Below are 14,753 nucleotides of genomic sequence, written 5' to 3' on the forward strand. Positions count from 1 at the left end.
CACGCTCGGCAGGGGCGTCGCCACCGGCCTCTGGGGCCGCGTCGAGCAGCAGGACTTCCGCAGCCGCGTCCGCGGCACCCTTCTCGGCTCCGCCCTCGGCGACGCCCTCGGCGCACCCGCCGCCGGCCTCACCCTCGACGCCCTCCGCGAGGCGCACGGCCCGGACGGCCTGACCGGACCGGCCCCCGCCCTCGGACGCCGCGGCCGGGTCACCGCCGCCACCCAGCTCACCCTCTTCACCGTGGACGGGTTGATACGGGCCCACGTACGCCGGGACACCGGCGCCTGGCACCCGCCCACCGACCTCCACCGCGCGTACCTGCGCTGGGCCGCCACCCAACACGACTGGGGCCCCGACGAGCGCCGCCAGGACAACGGCTGGCTCGCGCAGGAGGAATGGCTCTACGCCCGCCGCGCCCCGCACCGCGCGTGCCTGACCGGCTTCGCCGACGACGTGCTCGGCACCCTCGACCAGCCGAAGAACCCGAGCGCCCGCGACGCGGCCGCCGCCACCCGCTCGGCCCCCTTCGGGCTACTCGTCGGCTGGGAGCCCTCCCTCGTCCTCCAGTTGTCCGTCGAATGCGCCGCGCAGAGCCACGGCCACCCCACCGCCGGCCTCTCCGCCGGAGCCGTCGCCGTCATCGTCCACGGCCTGATCCGCGGCGACTCCCTCGACTCCGCCGTCCAGCGCGCACTCGGCCTGCTCGGCGCCCGCCCCGGGCACCAGCCCGTCACGGACGCCCTGCAGCGCGCCCTGGCCGCGGTCACCCAGGGCTCCCCCGGGCCCGAGGCCGTCGAAGCCCTCTCGCCCGGCGGCGACGGCCCGGACGGGCCCGAGGAGGCCTCGGACGCCCTCGCCGTCGCCGTCTACTGCGCGCTGGTCGCCGAGGACGTCCCGCAGGGCCTGCGCCTCGCCGTCAACCACGGCGGCGACTCCATCGCCGCCGGCGCCCTGTGCGGGGCCCTGCTCGGCGCCCTGCACGGCGAGACGGCCCTCCCGGCCGCCTGGCTCGCCGAACTCGAAGGCCGGGCCGCGCTGCTGGAGATCTCCGACGACTTCGCCCTGGAGCTGACCCAGGGCCCGACCCTGCACAACCCGACGACCTCCTCCCCGGGCTGGCTGGCCCGCTACCCGCGCGGCTGATCCGCTACCCGGCACCTGACGCCCCCTCAACATTCGCGGGCCCAGCCCGTACCGTGGCGGGTCCCACGTCTCGGAGGTGTCAGAGCCCATGCGGATCGCCACGACCATCTTCCTCACCGACCGCACCATCTCCCCCGTCCGGCTGGCCCACAGTCTGGAGGAGCGCGGCTTCTCCGGCCTCTACCTCCCCGAGCACACCCACATCCCGGTCACCCGCGACACCGCCGCCCCCATGGGCGGCGAACTCCCCGAGATGTACGGGCGCACCCTCGACCCGTTCGTCGCCCTCGGCCAGGCCGCCGCCGTCACCGAGCGGCTGCACCTCGGCACCGGCATCACCCTGGTCGCCCAGCACGATCCGATCGACCTCGCCAAACAGGTCGCCACCCTGGACCACCTCTCCCACGGCCGTTTCACCCTCGGCATCGGCTACGGCTGGAACGTCGAGGAGGCCGCCGACCACGGCGTCGAGTGGCGCACCCGCCGCGACCTGGTCCGCGACCGGATGGCACTGATGCGGGCCCTGTGGTCCCCCGAGCCCACGGCGTACGTGGGCCAGTACTGCTCCGTCCAGGCCAGCGCCGCCCACCCCAAACCGGTCCGGGCTCCGCGCGAACTCGGCCCCGGCGCCCCCCTGTACGGCCCGCGCACCCTGATCGGCGGCGCGGCCGGCCCCAAGCTCTTCGCCGCCGTCGCCGACCACGCCGACGGCTGGCTCCCCATCGGCGGCGGCGGCCTCACCGAGTCCCTCCCGGTGCTGCGCCAGGTCTGGGAGACGGCCGGGCGCGACCCGAAGTCCCTCCAGGTGGTTCCGTACGCCGTCCAGCCCTCCCCCGGCAAGATGAGCCACTACGCCGACCTCGGCATCGAGGAGGTCGTCCTCCAGCTCCCCTCCGCAGCGAAGCCGGAAGTCCTGCGCACCCTGGACCAGTTCGCCCAGTACCTCTGATCGGCCGAACCGGGACCGAGCCGGGGCGGGCCGGGGCGGGCCCGTAATCCCCTCGACGGCACGCCGCCGCCCTGCCGATCATGACGCCATGACGAACCGAGGGGCGGGCGGCGTGGACCGGGGCATCGAGGACCAGTGGGCGGGACTCCCGGCGGGCATCCGCACGCAGGTCGACGGATACGTCCTCCAGGACCGCTTCATGCAGGCGGTCAAGCTGGTGTGGGACGCCGGCCGCGCCCGGGGCACCGGCCTCCACGAGGCACAGCAGATCGTCCACCTGCGCTACGAGCACCTCGGCGACCGGGTGGCCCGCACGCCCGACTCCCCGCTCGACCTGGACTCGCTCGCCGCCCTCGCCCACGGCGTCCCGGGCCGGGTGGTGGCGATCGAGGCGGTCTGGGACGGGGACACCGTGCACGACTGGTTCGTGCACCTGCTGGCCCTCGCGGACGAGCCCGTCTCGGAGAAGTGCCTCGCCACGATCTACTGGGGCACGGCGGTACGCGCCCTGGACGGCGCCGACACCGGCGGCCGCCACCCCTCCGCCGCCGCGGCCACCCGCGCGGGCACCGCCCTCGCCGAACACCTGGGCGTCCCGTTCCACTTCGCGAGCCCCGACACTCCGGACGACGAGGCACCCCGCCTGCGCCCCTGACCGGCGGTCGGCCGACGACGGAGGGGCCCTTCCGGCCGGGGTCACCGCCCGTCCCCGAGGCGCCACGCCCGAATTACAGAGGGTGACCGCCATTGGGGTGAAGCACCGTTTCCCGTGAACTCTCCGTGATGTTGAGCCGGTCGCGGGCCGTCTGTCCGGCGCGTTGATCGAGATCTTAGGAGAGTGTCATGCGTATTCGCTCTGCCCTGACGGCGTCTGTCCTGGCTGCCGGCATCCTGCTGGGCGGCGCCGGCGCGGCCCTGGCCAACGACGGTGTCGACATCGATTACTTCTCCGGCGGCCACAAGGCCTTCGCGTCCACCTGCTCGTCCTTCGCCGGCATCCCGGCCAAGATCGGCCCCCTGTACGCCGCCAACTGCGAGGCCGAGGGCGAGAAGGAGTGGGCGGACTACCACCACCTGGGCGCCTGACCATCTGCGCTCGCCGGCCCGGGGCCCGTCACACGGGCCCCGGGCCGGCGGCTCGGCCGTCCGTCTGTCGTGGACGACCGTCGCGTCGCCGGACCACTGCTCGCTCGGGTCAAGGGCGGCCGCAGGGGTCGGGCAGGTGGGACTGCCCTCGGCGTTCGCGCCGGTACAAGCGCTGAACGGCCCGCGGGAACCCCCGTAACCCTGCCGCTCCCCCCGTGCAAGCGACATGGCCCGGCGGTCCGGAGCCGTTCAGCAAGGTCGATCCTAGGCAAGGATCCCGCGCCCCGCGAAACGCATTTCCCCAGGTCAAACCCTATTTGGCCAATACTCGTCCAGATCCCGAATGCGGGGGAACCGTGGACGCCACCCGTACCGCCCGGCCGGGACACGGACCTCGGGCGAAGCGGAATCCGGACACCCGATCCGCGCGGCCAATACCGGCCATGTCTCGCTCGCGCGTGTTCCGTAGGCTGCCGAGCATGATCGATTCACGTACGCATGTCCGCGTCGCCCGGCCCTCCCTCGACCTCGCGGCCGCCGAGCGGTTCTATGTCGACGGGCTCGGGCTGGAAGTGCAGTGGCGCAGCGCCGGAGGCGGGCCCGGGGAGCACGAGCTGCTGATGGTCGGACCGGCCGGTGGCGGCTGGCACTTCGAGCTCACTCGTGACGCCTCGAACCCGCTCGTGCCCGCGCCCACGGTCGACGACCTGTTCGTGGTGTACCTCGGCAAGACCCCCGACGAAGCCCTGGTGCAGCGGCTCGTCCAGCACGGCGGGACGCGGGTCGCCGCGCACAACCCGTACTGGGACGAGTGGGGAGTCACCGTCGCCGACCCGGACGGCTACCGGCTGGTGCTCTGCTCCCGCACCTGGGGCCGGACCTAGGTCACCGTCGTCCACAGGTGCTTGAAGGCCGCCAGGAGGCGGTGCCCTGAGCCCCCGTCGTCGCCGTGCACCGGCGCCGTGGAGGCGTGGGTGGTGTGCGGCGTCGCGGGGACCGTGCGGGCGCCGTGGGTCAGGGAGGCGGCGGCTCCCACGAGCAACGCGGCCGAAGCGATGATCACGACGAGACGCCACGTGCGGGTACGGGCGCCGGTAGGGGTGGCGTTGCCGGAGGCGGTGGCGGTGGCGGTGGCGGTGCGGTCCATGGGATTGCTCCTCGGGGAGAGCGGAAGGCGGGAGTCCGTACTTCCAGTCAGCCGCAGGGAGCGCATGGCGTCACGTCGCTGAAGTTCGGGGCTTGACAGTCCGGGCGCCTTGGGCGGGTCGTCAGCCGGCGGCCCAGAACTGCGCCAGGGCCGCTTCCCTGTAGGGCGCCGGGGTCACGCTCAGGTCCCCCGCGAAGGGCCGGTCCAGTGCGACCACCAGGAGCAGGCTGAAGCCGATCAGCCCGGCCACCGCCGAAACGAAGAGCAGCTGCATCTTCAGGCTGCGCAGCCCGAACAGGAAGGTGAGCGGGACGATCACGAACGCGCCCCCGTACACCAGCACCTGGAGCAGGATCGGCAGCGAGCTCTCCGCCATCGTGATGCGGGCCCGGCGCTGGGCGGCGGCGTCGTTGAGGCGGGTGACCGCCTCGGCGTAGAAGGTCTCGGCGCGGGCGCCCTGCGGCTCGTACGCCTGGAGGGCCCGGTACAGGGCCTCCGTCTGCGCGCCGGTCGCTTCGTGGCTCGGCCGGCCCTCGCGCATCAGCGGCCACTGCACCTCGACGACGGCGTGTGTGTACGCGCCGACGGCCCGGTGCACCCGGTCGCGGTCGGCCGGCGGGAAGGCGTCGGCGCTGCGGACGACGAGGGCCAGGTCGGTGGCCTCACTGGCGACGATGTTTTGGGTGTTCTCCAGCTGCGTCCACAGAGTGACGACGACGAAGGCGAGGATGATGCCGTAGATCGCGCCGAACATGCCGAGCGCGACCCCGACCATCTCGTTGTGGTCGCCGTCGGCCAGGTGCGGGAAGCGGCGGCGGGCGGCCACGCTCCCGGCCACGGCGAGGCCGGTGAGGCCGCCGACCAGCAGGACGGCGATGACGAAGGTGCTGAGGTGGTTGAGCAGCCAGAGAATCATGCCCTGCTCAACGAGCGCCACCGCTCGACAGACCGGCCCCGGCGGGTGCCGGTCACCCGTACCGGCGGCCGGGTCACTCGACCTTCGGGGTCTTGGGGAGACCACCGGTCAGGGCCGTGCCGGTGCCCTTGAGGGAGGAGTCGGTGGCCCGGGTGGCGGACCCGGCCGCCGAGGCGGTCACGCCGACGGCGGTCTTGGTGTCCTGCACGGCCTGGCCGGGGTGGTCGACGATGCCTCCGACGCGCTCGACGATCGGGGGCCCCTGGACGGCGGGCTCGTCGGCGTGCGCGGCGACGGGGGCGAGTGCGAGGGCTCCACCGGAGACGACCAGGGCGGCGAGGGTGCGCTTCAAGGCGTTCATGCACCGTCCAACGACCCTGCCGCGCCCCGGGTCACCGCCCGTGCCCGACTTGGGGGCGCGAATCGGCCCTGAACGCCCGCGGCCCCGGATCGGGGGAATCGATCCGGGGCCGTGGGCATGACTCAGCGGGTGGTGCGCAGGGGGTGGGTCAGTCCTCGACCACCAGGGCGGGGGTGGACTTCGTCAGGACCTGGCCGCGGAAGAAGGCGGGGCTGCGGCGCTCGGTGACGAACATGATCACCAGGCCGAGGGCCAGCAGGCCGACGCCGATGATGAAGACGCTGCCGACGCCGAGGACGGTGGAGCCGGAGCCGTAGGCCGGGTCCCACATGTCGTAGAGGGTCTTGCAGAAGACCGCGGCCAGCAGCAGTCCGCCCAGGACCGGGAAGACGCCCTTGAAGAACAGGTCGCGGGAGGAGCGGCGCAGTTCGCCGCGGAAGTACCAGGCGCAGGCGAAAGCGGTCAGCGAGTAGTAGAAGCAGATCATCAGGCCGAGCGCGAAGATCGTGTCGGTCAGGACGTTCTCGCTGAGCAGGGTCATCACCGTGTAGAAGACGCCGGTCGCGACGCCCGCCATGACGGTGGCGCGGCCCGGGGTCTTGAAGCGCGGGTGGACCTTGGCGTAGGAGGGCGGCAGTGCCTCGTACGTGGACATGGCGAGGACCGTGCGGGCCACCGGGATGAAGGTGGTCTGCAGGGAGGCCGCGGCGGAGGCCAGGACGGCCACGAAGAGCAGGATGCCGAGGGCCGGGCCCATGACGGGGCCGGCGAGGGCCGCGAAGACGTTGTCGGAGGTCTCCTCGTTGGCGAGGCCCAGGCCTGCGCCGCCGGAGCCGACGGCCATCTGGGCGGCGACGCCGGTGGCCAGGTAGGAGCCGACCAGGACGATCATCGCGATGAGCGAGGCGCGGCCCGGGGTCTTCGTGGAGCCGGTGGTCTCCTCGTTGGTGGCCAGGCAGGCGTCCCAGCCCCAGTACATGAAGATCGAGAGCGAGAGTCCGGCGGTGAAGGCCGCCATGGACTCGACCGCGAAGGGGTTCATCCAGGACCAGGAGAAGTCCAGGCCGGTGTCGAAGGTGCCGGCGGAGGCCTTCTGGAAGGCCATGGCGACGAAGATCGCGAGCACGACGAGCTGGAGGCCGACCAGGGCGTACTGGACGCCCTTGGTGGCGGTCATGCCGCGGTAGCTGATGGCGGTCGCCACGGCGATCAGGGTGAGGCAGGTGGCGATGTGGACGAGCTTGTTGTCGTCCAGGGCGGCGATCGACGGGTTGTTCGTGATCTCGCCGGCCAGCAGCCAGAAGTAGGAGGTGGCGACGCCCGCGAGGTTGGAGAGCACGATGATCGTGGCGATCACCAGGCCCCAGCCGCACATCCAGCCGATCCGCGGGCCGAAGGCCTTGACGGTCCAGGTGAAGGAGGTGCCGCAGTCCGGCATGGCCTTGTTGAGCTCGCGGTAGGCGAAGGCGACCAGGAGCATCGGGAGGAAGCCGGCGAGGAAGATCGCGGGCATCTGCATGCCGACCTCACCGGCGGTGGAGCCGAGGGTCGAGGTCAGGCAGTAGACGGGGGCGACGGTGGAGATGCCGATGACGGCGCTTCCGACCAGTCCGACGGACCCCTTGCCGAGGCCCTTGCCGCGAACGTCGCCCTCGGCGACGCCGCTTACCGTGTCTCCGGCCTGAGGCCGAACGTCCAGCTGAGTCATGGGTCAGGACGTTAGATGGTGCGTTTTCCACATCTGGACGATCGAAGTCCGGAAGCGTGGGCCCACGAATGCCTTGGAATCCTGAGACCGAGGCCGTTCATGAGCACTTAATCCAAGGTTCACATTGGAGCACGCCCGCGTTTCGGCAGGCTCGGCCGAGACTCTTTCGGCATGCGGAAACCGCAGCCATGTCCGTTATGGGTATTTCCAAAGTTTCCGTCGTGACTTTGCGGTGACCGGTGGTAACAGGGGTGCGGACGCGGTGCCGCCCGGGGTCCGGGCAGGTTTGCCGCGGACATGATCACCGCCCTAGAGTCGCCGCCGTTCAAGGTCATTTACCCGGGGGACGAAGACGCACATGCGCACCACCACATCACTCATGGCATCGGCCACGGCCGTCGCCGCCGCTCTGCTCGTGCTCACCGCCTGCGGCGGGAGCGGGGACGGCAACGAATCGCCCCTCGTCGGCATCGGCTCCGGCGCGGACGGCGGCACGGGCGCCGCCACCGACGGCGGCCCCGACGAGGGCACCCTGGAAAACCCCACCAAGAACGGCGGGGTCAACGGAAACGCGCCCAAGGACGGGACGGCCTTCCAGAAGCTGCCCAAGGCGGGCACCATGGCCGCCGCCGCCCGCTTCGTCAACGGCTACACCCCCTGCGACCCGGTCAGCCGCACCCCGGCCGACGGCAAGCCGAGCGAAGGCCCGGACACCGGGTTCGGCCCGGCCTTCTCCGTCACCGAAATCGGCTACTGCGGCAGGCGGGGCATCACGACCATCGCCCTGATCAAGGATCCGAAGGCCTTCCAGACGGCCTTCAAGGCCCAGGTCGACGCGAAGAAGGGCAGCGGGAACCCCGACAGCGGCATCGTCGTCGGACAGGACTTCGCCATGGGATCCGAGAGCTCGGACGCCATGAGTGCCCTGCTCCAGCCGCAGGCCGGGCTGCTCATGCTCAACTGCCACGCCGACTTCAACCCGCCGAGCGGGTACCGCAAGGAGCCCGCCCTGGTGAAGGGCTGCGTCCTCACGGACTACTACAAGGACTGAGCGCCACCGGACGGGCCGCGGCCCCGGGTCCCAGGGCCGGGGCGCGGGACCGGGGCCCGGAAGAACTCCGGCCCGGAACCGGGGGTTCATCCGTGAGACTGGGCCCATGCCCACGGCCGATGAGCTCCTCAGTGCGGAAACCGTCACCACCCTCGCCCGACTGCTCGCGCGCGCGGGCGGCCGCCGCTCCTCGCCCGCCCTGCGGGCCCGCGCCGATGCCCTCGACGGCCTGAGCTACAGCGAGCGCGTCACCGCCGTCCGCGACGCCGTGCTCGACGACCTCCCCGCCGAATGGCCCGCCTTCGAGGCCGTCGTGCGGACCGCCCTCGCCGGGCGCGGCTTCGAGGGGTGGATGACCTTCCCCGTCAACGAGGCCGTGGCCGTCCGCGGGCTGGAGGTGTTCGAGCCGGGACTGGACCTGCTGCACGACCTGACCTCCCGGCTGACCGCCGAGTCCGCCGTACGGCCCTTCGTGCGCGCCGACCCGGCCCGCGCCCTGGCCGTCGTACAGAAGTGGACCACCGACCCGGACCCGCACGTACGCCGCCTCGCCAGCGAGGGCACCCGGCCCCGGCTGCCGTGGGCCGCGCAGCTGCCCGCCTTCGTCGCCGACCCGCGGCCCGCCCTGCCCGTGCTGGACGCGCTGTACCGGGACGGGTCCGAGTACGTCCGCCGGTCCGTCTCCAACCACCTCAACGACATCAGCCGCGACCACCCCGCCCTCGCCGTCGAGACCGCGGCCCGCTGGCTGGCCGCGCCCGAGGCCACGACGGACCGCGTCGTACGGCACGGCCTGCGCACCCTGGTCAAGGCCGGCCGACCCGAGGCGCTGACCCTGCTCGGGCACTCCCCCGACGTGCCGGTGAGCGTGAGCGGGCCGGTCGTCGCCACCCCGGAGGTCGCCGTCGGCGAGTACCTCGTCTTCGACTGGGCGGTCACCAACACCGGCCCGCTGTCGGCGGAGCTGGTCGTCGACTACGTCGTGCACCACGCGAAGGCGAACGGCGCCCGCACCCCGAAGGTGTTTAAGCTCGTCACCCGCGCGCTGTCCCCCGGCGAAACCCTCAGCGGCACCAAGCGCCACTCCTTCAAACCGATCACCACCCGCCGCTACCACTCCGGCGAACACCTGGTTCAGCTCCAGATCAACGGGCGGGTCCGCGGCGAGGCCGCTTTTTCACTGGACGCGTCCTGACCCCGCCTGGCACCCTCCCGTCATGACCTATGGAATCGAGTCCCACCCCGCCCGTTGAGCGCCCGCGAGGAGCGCGCGGCGCTCACCCCCGGTACCTCCCTCCACGACTACGCCCTCTTTCTGCACGGCATCGAGCCGGACGGCCGGATCCCGGCCGGGGGATACCCCTTGCCCGACGGCTCCCCGCCCGTCGGCCGGCGCAACCGTCTCGGCCGCACCGCCGCCGAAGCGGCGGTCACCGAGGCCGTCGTCCCGCTGCTGGCCGACCGGGTCAGCGCCCGTTCCGCCGCGGCCGTCCAGTCACGGCTGGCCGAACTCCCCGTTCCACCGCAGCACATCCACCGGATCGTCCTCGGGATCGTCCCCGAGGACGGGCACACCGGCCGTGCCCGGCGCCTGGCCCGTCGGCTGATCCGCACCGGGACGCACCCGTCCGCGGTCCACGCCGGGCTGGCCCTTCTGTCCGGTCTCGGTGACACCACCGACACGCCCGCCGTCCAGGCCCTCGGCATGCTGCGGGAGTTCTCCTCCGACGCGGTGGCCGTCCTCGACCGGATCGACCGACGGGCGGCGGCCGAGCTCGAACTCCGCATCACGGCCGGGGCACCCGGGCCGGGCACCTTCCTCGACGCCGTGACGGCCGGGGACCGCGAGGCGGTCCGCGCCGCCCTGACCGGCGACTCCACGGCCACGGCGCAGGGCCCGCCCCGCCGGATCGCCGAGGCCGCCCGGCTGGACGAATTGCTCGACGAATACCCCCAGGACCCGGACCTGACCCTCGCGGCGGGCCGGCTGCTGCTCGCCATGGCCCACACGAGCCAGTACCGGCCGCAGGTCCTCGACTACGCGCGGGCCCGTCCCGTGTACGAGGCCGTGGTCGGCGGAGCCCCTCGGCTCACCCCGTCGCCGGACTCGTACGCCCTGCTGCTCGCGCTCGCCCAGGATCTGCGCAGCGGGGCGGGGGCCGTTCTGCAGTGGCCGCGGGGCCGGCGGGCCGAACTGCTCGATGCCCTGGGCCGGCTGCTGGCGGAACCGCTCTGGGCGGCCGTACCCGACGAAGCGGCGACCGCCGCGCGCCTGCGCCCCGGCAAGGAACCGGGCGGCCACCGGGCCGGCTGGATGCTCCGCGCCGAACGCCGACCGTTCACCCCGCCCGGCGCACCGGCCACGTTCGAGATCGAGGTCGTCGTCTCCGACCCGGCCGTGCGCAACGTGGTGGAGACCCGGATCGTGCTCGGCGGCAGGCCGTTGGTTCCCGACCTGTTCGCCTCGGGCGGCTCCAACTCCCCCGAGTCCCTGCTCGACGCCGGGCGGCTGCGGGCCGGTCCCGAACCCCGCGAGGTCAAGCTGGCCGAGGCCTACTGCACCGAGGGCTGTTGCGGGGCCCTCTACGTGACGATCCGCCGGGACGGCGACACGGTGGTGTGGGACGGCTGGCGGGGCGTCGAGGGGAAGCGGCAGCCGCCCGCGTACCGGTGCGACGCCGCCGCGTACGACGCGGAGGTCCAACGGGCCGAAAACGACCGGAGCTGGTCCTGGCCCGCGCGCGACACCGCCCGGCTCATCGCCGACGGGCTTCGGGAACGCCCCGAGCTGCTCACCGCCTGGGACTGCCGCGCGGGCGGGGCCTTCACCGCATGGGACGATCCGGAGACCGTCGAACTCCTCTTCACCTACGCCCCCGGCACCGGACCCGGAGTACCGGGCGAGGGCGCCCCGTGGCTGCAGTTCGCATGGCGGATCCCGGACGACGGCACACCGCCCACATCGCAGGCCCGGGCCGCCCTCGAACGGCTCGCGGCGCAGAACCCGCGTACCTGGGCCCGGCTCTGCGGGGGCAGCAAGGAGTACGCCGAGGCCCTCGGCCACGACTGGCCGCCCGGGGGCCCGTAGGCCGTCTGCCGGGGCCCCGCCACGGGGGCCCCGGCGTCCGGGGGGCTACGCCGTCCAGGCGTCCGGGGGGCTACGCCGTCCAGACGATCGACTGCATCTCGCTGTAGGCGTGCAGCGCGTACGAGCCGACGTCGCGGCCCACCCCGCTGCGCTTGAACCCGCCGAACGGCGCCTCCATGTTGCGGCCGATGGTGTTCACGCCGACCCCGCCCGCCCGCAGCCGACGCGCCACGCGGAACGCGCGCGCCGAGTCCCCGGACCACACGTAGCTCAGCAGCCCGAAGTCGCTGTCGTTGGCCAGCCGGATCGCCTCTTCCTCGTCGCCGTCGAAGGGCACGACCACGACCACCGGGCCGAAGATCTCCTCGCGCACCACCCGCATGTCGTTCGTGCAGTCGACGAGCAGGGTCGGCGCCACGTAGAAGCCGCGGCCGTCCCCGACCACCGGGCGCTCGCCGCCGTACGCGATCCGCGCGCCCTCCTTCTTCCCGAGCTCGACGTACGATTCCACGCGGTCGCGGTGCGCGGCCGAGATCACCGGGCCGACGACCGTGCCGGCCTCCGCCGGGTCGCCGACCTTCATGAAGGCCAGGTAGCCGGTCAGTTTCTCGATCAGCCGGTCGTGAACCGACCGGTGGACGATCACCCGGGTCGGGGCCGTGCAGATCTGCCCGGAGTAGAAGGAGAAGGTCGTCCCGATCCCCATCACCGCCGCGTCCAGGTCGGCGTCCTCGAAGACGATCGCCGCGCCCTTGCCGCCCAGCTCCATCAACTGCCGCTTCATGGACCGGCCGCAGACCTCGGCGATGCGCTGCCCGACGGCCGTGGAACCGGTGAAGGACACCATGTCCACGTGCGGGGAGTCCACCGCGGCCTCGCCGACCTCCACCGACCGGCCGCCCACGACGTTCACCACGCCCGCCGGCACCCCGGCCTCGTGCAGGGCGTCCGCCATCCGGAACACCGACAGCGGGTCCTGCGGCGCCGGCTTCACCACCACCGTGTTGCCCATGGCCAGGGCCGGGGCCACCTTGCCCGCCGGATTCGCCCACGGGTTGTTGTAGGAGGTGATGCAGGTGATCACGCCGACCGGCTGGCGCACCTCCAGCGCGCCCAGGATGCTCGCCCGCCCCATCGGGCCGGCTTCCGTGACCTGCGGGGGCAGGCCCCGCTCGACCGGTTCGAGGGCCCCCTTCGCGTACCGCCGGAAGCGGGCGACGCCCACCCCGACCTGCATGCCGCGCGCGATCCCGGTCGGCGCACCCGTCTCGGCCCGGGCCAGTGCCGACCACGGCTCGAACTCCCGCTGCATGATGTCCGCGGCCCGGTCCAGGATCGCCGCCCGCGCCTCGGGCGTCGTACGGGACCAGCTCTCGAAGGCGTCGGCCGCGGCGCGCGCCGCCTCCTCGACCTGGGCGCGCGAGGCCTCGGGCGCGAGCCCGACCACCGACTCGTCCGCCGGGTCGATCACCTCGTAGTGACCGCCCGCGGGCTCCACCCGCTCCCCGCCGATGTAGAGCGGCTGCGGCACCTCGGTCATCGGGTACTCACCGTCCTCGTGTCGCGGCCGGACCGGAGCACGATGCCCGGAACGGCGCCCGTCACCTCGTCGTCGCGGATGGTCTCCACGCCGTTGACGCGTACCGAGACGATGCCGATGGCCCGGGCGTCCAGCCGCGGGCTGTCGCCGGGCAGGTCGTGGACCAGGGTCGCGGGTCCGGCCTCGATCCGCTCCGGGTCGAAGAGGACCAGGTCCGCGTGGAACCCCTCGGCGAGGCGCCCGCGTTCGCGCAGCCCGAACAGCCGGGCCGGGTCGTCGGTGAGCATCCGTACCGCCTGCTCCAGCGGGACGAGCTTGCGGCCGCGCAGGCAGTCGCCGAGGAAGCGGGTCGTGTACGGGGCCCCGCACATCCGGTCCAGGTGCGCGCCGGCGTCGGAGCCGCCGAGCATGACGTCCTCGTGCTGCCAGGTCTCCTGGCGCAGGGCCCAGCTCGCCGGGTCGTTGTCGGTGGGCATCGGCCAGAGCACCGTGCGCAGCTCGTCGTTGGCGCAGATCTCCACCAGGCAGTGGAAGGGGTCCTGACCGCGCTCGGCGGCGATGTCGTTCACGACCCGGCCGGAGAGGCCCTCGTTCTCCTTGCTGTACGTGTCCCCTATGACGTACCGCCCGAAGTTGGCGAGGCGCCGGAAGACGCCGGCCTCCTTGCTGTCGGCGCGGCGCAGCATCTCGGCCCGTACGTCGGCGTCGCGGAGCTTCGCGATCCGCTCGGGGACGGGCAGGGCGAGGATCTCGCCCCAGCCCGGGATGAGGTTGAGCGCGCAGAAGGTGCCCAGGGACATGTTCATGGGGGTGAGGATCGGCATCGTCAGCGCGACGATCCGGCCGCCGGCCTTGCGGGCGCGCTCGCTGGGGATCAGCTGGCGCGGGACCCGCTCGGGGACGGAGGCGTCGATGGTGAGGACGTTCCAGTTGAGCGGCCTTCCCGCGGCGGCGCTCATCTCCACGAACAGGTCGATCTCGTCGTCCGAGAACTGGTCGAGGCAGCCGGCGACGATCGCCTCCAGCTGGGTGCCCTCGTGTTCGGCGACCGCCTCGGACAGCGCCAGCAGCTCGGCGGGCCGGGCGTGGCGGGAGGCCACGGGGGCGCCGGATCCGTCGGAGTGGGTGGAGGACTGGGTGGTGGACAGGCCCCAGGCGCCGGCGTTCATGGCGTCGTGGAAGAGGTCGAGCATCTGCTGCATCTGCTCGGGGGTGGGCTGGCCGCCGACGGCGTCCTCACCCATCACGTGCCGGCGCAGGGCGCAGTGGCCGACCATGAAGCCGGCGTTGACGGCGATGCGGCCCTCCAGGGCGTCGAGGTACTCGCCGAAGGTGGACCAGGTCCAGTCGACGCCCTCCTCCAGGGCCTTGAGGGCCATGCCCTCGACCTTGCTCATCATCCGGCGGGTGTAGTCGGCGTCCTCGGGGCGGGCCGGGTTGAGCGGGGCCAGGGTGAAGCCGCAGTTCCCGCCGGCGACGGTGGTCACGCCGTGGTTCATGGAGGGCGTGGCGTACGGGTCCCAGAAGAGCTGGGCATCGTAGTGCGTGTGGGGATCGATGAAGCCCGGGGTCAGGACGAGGCCGGTGGCGTCCTCGGTCGTTCGGGCCTCCTCGGTGACGGTGCCGGGCTCGGCGATGACGGCGATGCGGCCGTCCCGGATGCCGAGGTCTGCGACGCGGGCGGGGGCGCCGGTGCCGTCCACGACGGTCGCGCCCTTGATCAGGTGGTGGAGCATGACGTCCCTTCACGCTTTGAGCCCCGC

The 14,753-nt window shown here is 72.9% G+C and carries 13 protein-coding genes and 1 pseudogene; 8 read left to right on the forward strand and 6 right to left on the reverse strand.

Features of this window, described 5'->3' with window-relative positions; genetic code table 11:
• Positions 1-22: 22 nt before the first annotated feature.
• From IE257_RS22710 to IE257_RS22730, 5 genes and pseudogenes are all read left to right on the forward strand, one after another.
• A pseudogene (locus IE257_RS22710) lies at positions 23-1,144 on the forward strand (ADP-ribosylglycohydrolase family protein); the annotation flags it as partial.
• Positions 1,145-1,232: 88 nt separating this feature from the next.
• Entirely contained in the window at positions 1,233-2,093 is an 861-nt protein-coding gene (locus IE257_RS22715; protein ID WP_189971401.1) for a TIGR03619 family F420-dependent LLM class oxidoreductase, read from the forward strand.
• An 88-nt stretch (positions 2,094-2,181) separates the two neighbouring features.
• On the forward strand, positions 2,182-2,748 hold the full coding sequence (locus tag IE257_RS22720; protein WP_189971403.1) for a hypothetical protein: 567 nt from the start codon (positions 2,182-2,184) through the stop codon (positions 2,746-2,748).
• A 188-nt stretch (positions 2,749-2,936) separates the two neighbouring features.
• Positions 2,937-3,179 carry a hypothetical protein gene (locus IE257_RS22725; protein WP_229920590.1) on the forward strand — a complete coding sequence of 81 codons (243 nt, stop codon included), beginning with the start codon at positions 2,937-2,939 and terminating at the stop codon, positions 3,177-3,179.
• A gap of 479 nt (positions 3,180-3,658) precedes the next feature.
• Complete coding sequence (locus IE257_RS22730) at positions 3,659-4,063, forward strand: VOC family protein (protein WP_189971404.1); 405 nt, start codon at positions 3,659-3,661, stop codon at positions 4,061-4,063.
• On the opposite strand, the gene IE257_RS22735 is transcribed toward IE257_RS22730, so the two are convergent.
• From IE257_RS22735 to IE257_RS22750, 4 genes are all read right to left on the reverse strand, one after another.
• The gene (locus IE257_RS22735; RefSeq protein ID WP_189971406.1) at positions 4,060-4,326 is read right to left on the reverse strand and encodes a hypothetical protein; all 267 of its coding nucleotides are present in this window, start codon (positions 4,324-4,326) and stop codon (positions 4,060-4,062) included. The genes IE257_RS22730 and IE257_RS22735 overlap by 4 nt on opposite strands.
• 121 nt (positions 4,327-4,447) lie before the next feature.
• Positions 4,448-5,242: a bestrophin-like domain gene (locus IE257_RS22740; RefSeq protein ID WP_189971408.1), complete on the reverse strand. Its 795-nt coding sequence runs from the start codon at positions 5,240-5,242 to the stop codon at positions 4,448-4,450.
• 73 nt (positions 5,243-5,315) lie between these two features.
• Positions 5,316-5,603, reverse strand: a complete 288-nt coding sequence (locus tag IE257_RS22745) for a hypothetical protein (protein ID WP_189971410.1) — start codon at positions 5,601-5,603, stop codon at positions 5,316-5,318.
• 148 nt (positions 5,604-5,751) lie between these two features.
• Positions 5,752-7,311: an APC family permease gene (locus tag IE257_RS22750; protein WP_189971412.1), complete on the reverse strand. Its 1,560-nt coding sequence runs from the start codon at positions 7,309-7,311 to the stop codon at positions 5,752-5,754.
• A gap of 379 nt (positions 7,312-7,690) precedes the next feature.
• On the opposite strand from IE257_RS22750, the gene IE257_RS22755 reads away from it, so the two are divergent.
• The 3 genes from IE257_RS22755 to IE257_RS22765 all read left to right on the forward strand — a co-directional run bounded on the left by IE257_RS22755 (position 7,691) and on the right by IE257_RS22765 (position 11,450).
• Positions 7,691-8,362 (forward strand): hypothetical protein, encoded by a 672-nt coding sequence (locus IE257_RS22755; protein ID WP_189971414.1) that lies wholly within the window; start codon positions 7,691-7,693, stop codon positions 8,360-8,362.
• 106 nt (positions 8,363-8,468) lie between these two features.
• Complete coding sequence (locus tag IE257_RS22760; protein WP_189971416.1) at positions 8,469-9,557, forward strand: DNA alkylation repair protein; 1,089 nt, start codon at positions 8,469-8,471, stop codon at positions 9,555-9,557.
• A gap of 54 nt (positions 9,558-9,611) precedes the next feature.
• Complete coding sequence (locus IE257_RS22765) at positions 9,612-11,450, forward strand: hypothetical protein (RefSeq protein ID WP_189971417.1); 1,839 nt, start codon at positions 9,612-9,614, stop codon at positions 11,448-11,450.
• Between the two features lie 70 nt (positions 11,451-11,520).
• On the opposite strand, the gene IE257_RS22770 is transcribed toward IE257_RS22765, so the two are convergent.
• Positions 11,521-12,990: an aldehyde dehydrogenase family protein gene (locus tag IE257_RS22770; RefSeq protein WP_189971419.1), complete on the reverse strand. Its 1,470-nt coding sequence runs from the start codon at positions 12,988-12,990 to the stop codon at positions 11,521-11,523.
• On the reverse strand, positions 12,987-14,726 hold the full coding sequence (locus IE257_RS22775; protein ID WP_189971421.1) for an N-acyl-D-amino-acid deacylase family protein: 1,740 nt from the start codon (positions 14,724-14,726) through the stop codon (positions 12,987-12,989). Before IE257_RS22775 ends, IE257_RS22770 begins: the two co-directional genes overlap by 4 nt.
• Between the last annotated feature and the right edge of the window lie 27 nt (positions 14,727-14,753).

Source organism: Streptomyces avidinii (genome assembly GCF_014650695.1).
GTDB classification, from domain to species: domain Bacteria; phylum Actinomycetota; class Actinomycetes; order Streptomycetales; family Streptomycetaceae; genus Streptomyces; species Streptomyces avidinii.

What these genes read in the sequence shown, in the direction of transcription:
- IE257_RS22745 (WP_189971410.1), bottom strand. Translation starts at nt 5,603, where the DNA reads ATGAACGCCTTGAAGCGCACCCTCGCCGCCCTGGTCGTCTCCGGTGGA.
- IE257_RS22735 (WP_189971406.1), bottom strand. Translation starts at nt 4,326, where the DNA reads ATGGACCGCACCGCCACCGCCACCGCCACCGCCTCCGGCAACGCCACC.
- IE257_RS22755 (WP_189971414.1), top strand. Translation starts at nt 7,691, where the DNA reads ATGGCATCGGCCACGGCCGTCGCCGCCGCTCTGCTCGTGCTCACCGCC.
- IE257_RS22770 (WP_189971419.1), bottom strand. Translation starts at nt 12,990, where the DNA reads ATGACCGAGGTGCCGCAGCCGCTCTACATCGGCGGGGAGCGGGTGGAG.
- IE257_RS22730 (WP_189971404.1), top strand. Translation starts at nt 3,659, where the DNA reads ATGATCGATTCACGTACGCATGTCCGCGTCGCCCGGCCCTCCCTCGAC.
- IE257_RS22750 (WP_189971412.1), bottom strand. Translation starts at nt 7,311, where the DNA reads ATGACTCAGCTGGACGTTCGGCCTCAGGCCGGAGACACGGTAAGCGGC.
- IE257_RS22725 (WP_229920590.1), top strand. Translation starts at nt 2,937, where the DNA reads ATGCGTATTCGCTCTGCCCTGACGGCGTCTGTCCTGGCTGCCGGCATC.
- IE257_RS22715 (WP_189971401.1), top strand. Translation starts at nt 1,233, where the DNA reads ATGCGGATCGCCACGACCATCTTCCTCACCGACCGCACCATCTCCCCC.
- IE257_RS22775 (WP_189971421.1), bottom strand. Translation starts at nt 14,726, where the DNA reads ATGCTCCACCACCTGATCAAGGGCGCGACCGTCGTGGACGGCACCGGC.
- IE257_RS22720 (WP_189971403.1), top strand. Translation starts at nt 2,182, where the DNA reads ATGACGAACCGAGGGGCGGGCGGCGTGGACCGGGGCATCGAGGACCAG.
- IE257_RS22760 (WP_189971416.1), top strand. Translation starts at nt 8,469, where the DNA reads ATGCCCACGGCCGATGAGCTCCTCAGTGCGGAAACCGTCACCACCCTC.
- IE257_RS22740 (WP_189971408.1), bottom strand. Translation starts at nt 5,242, where the DNA reads ATGATTCTCTGGCTGCTCAACCACCTCAGCACCTTCGTCATCGCCGTC.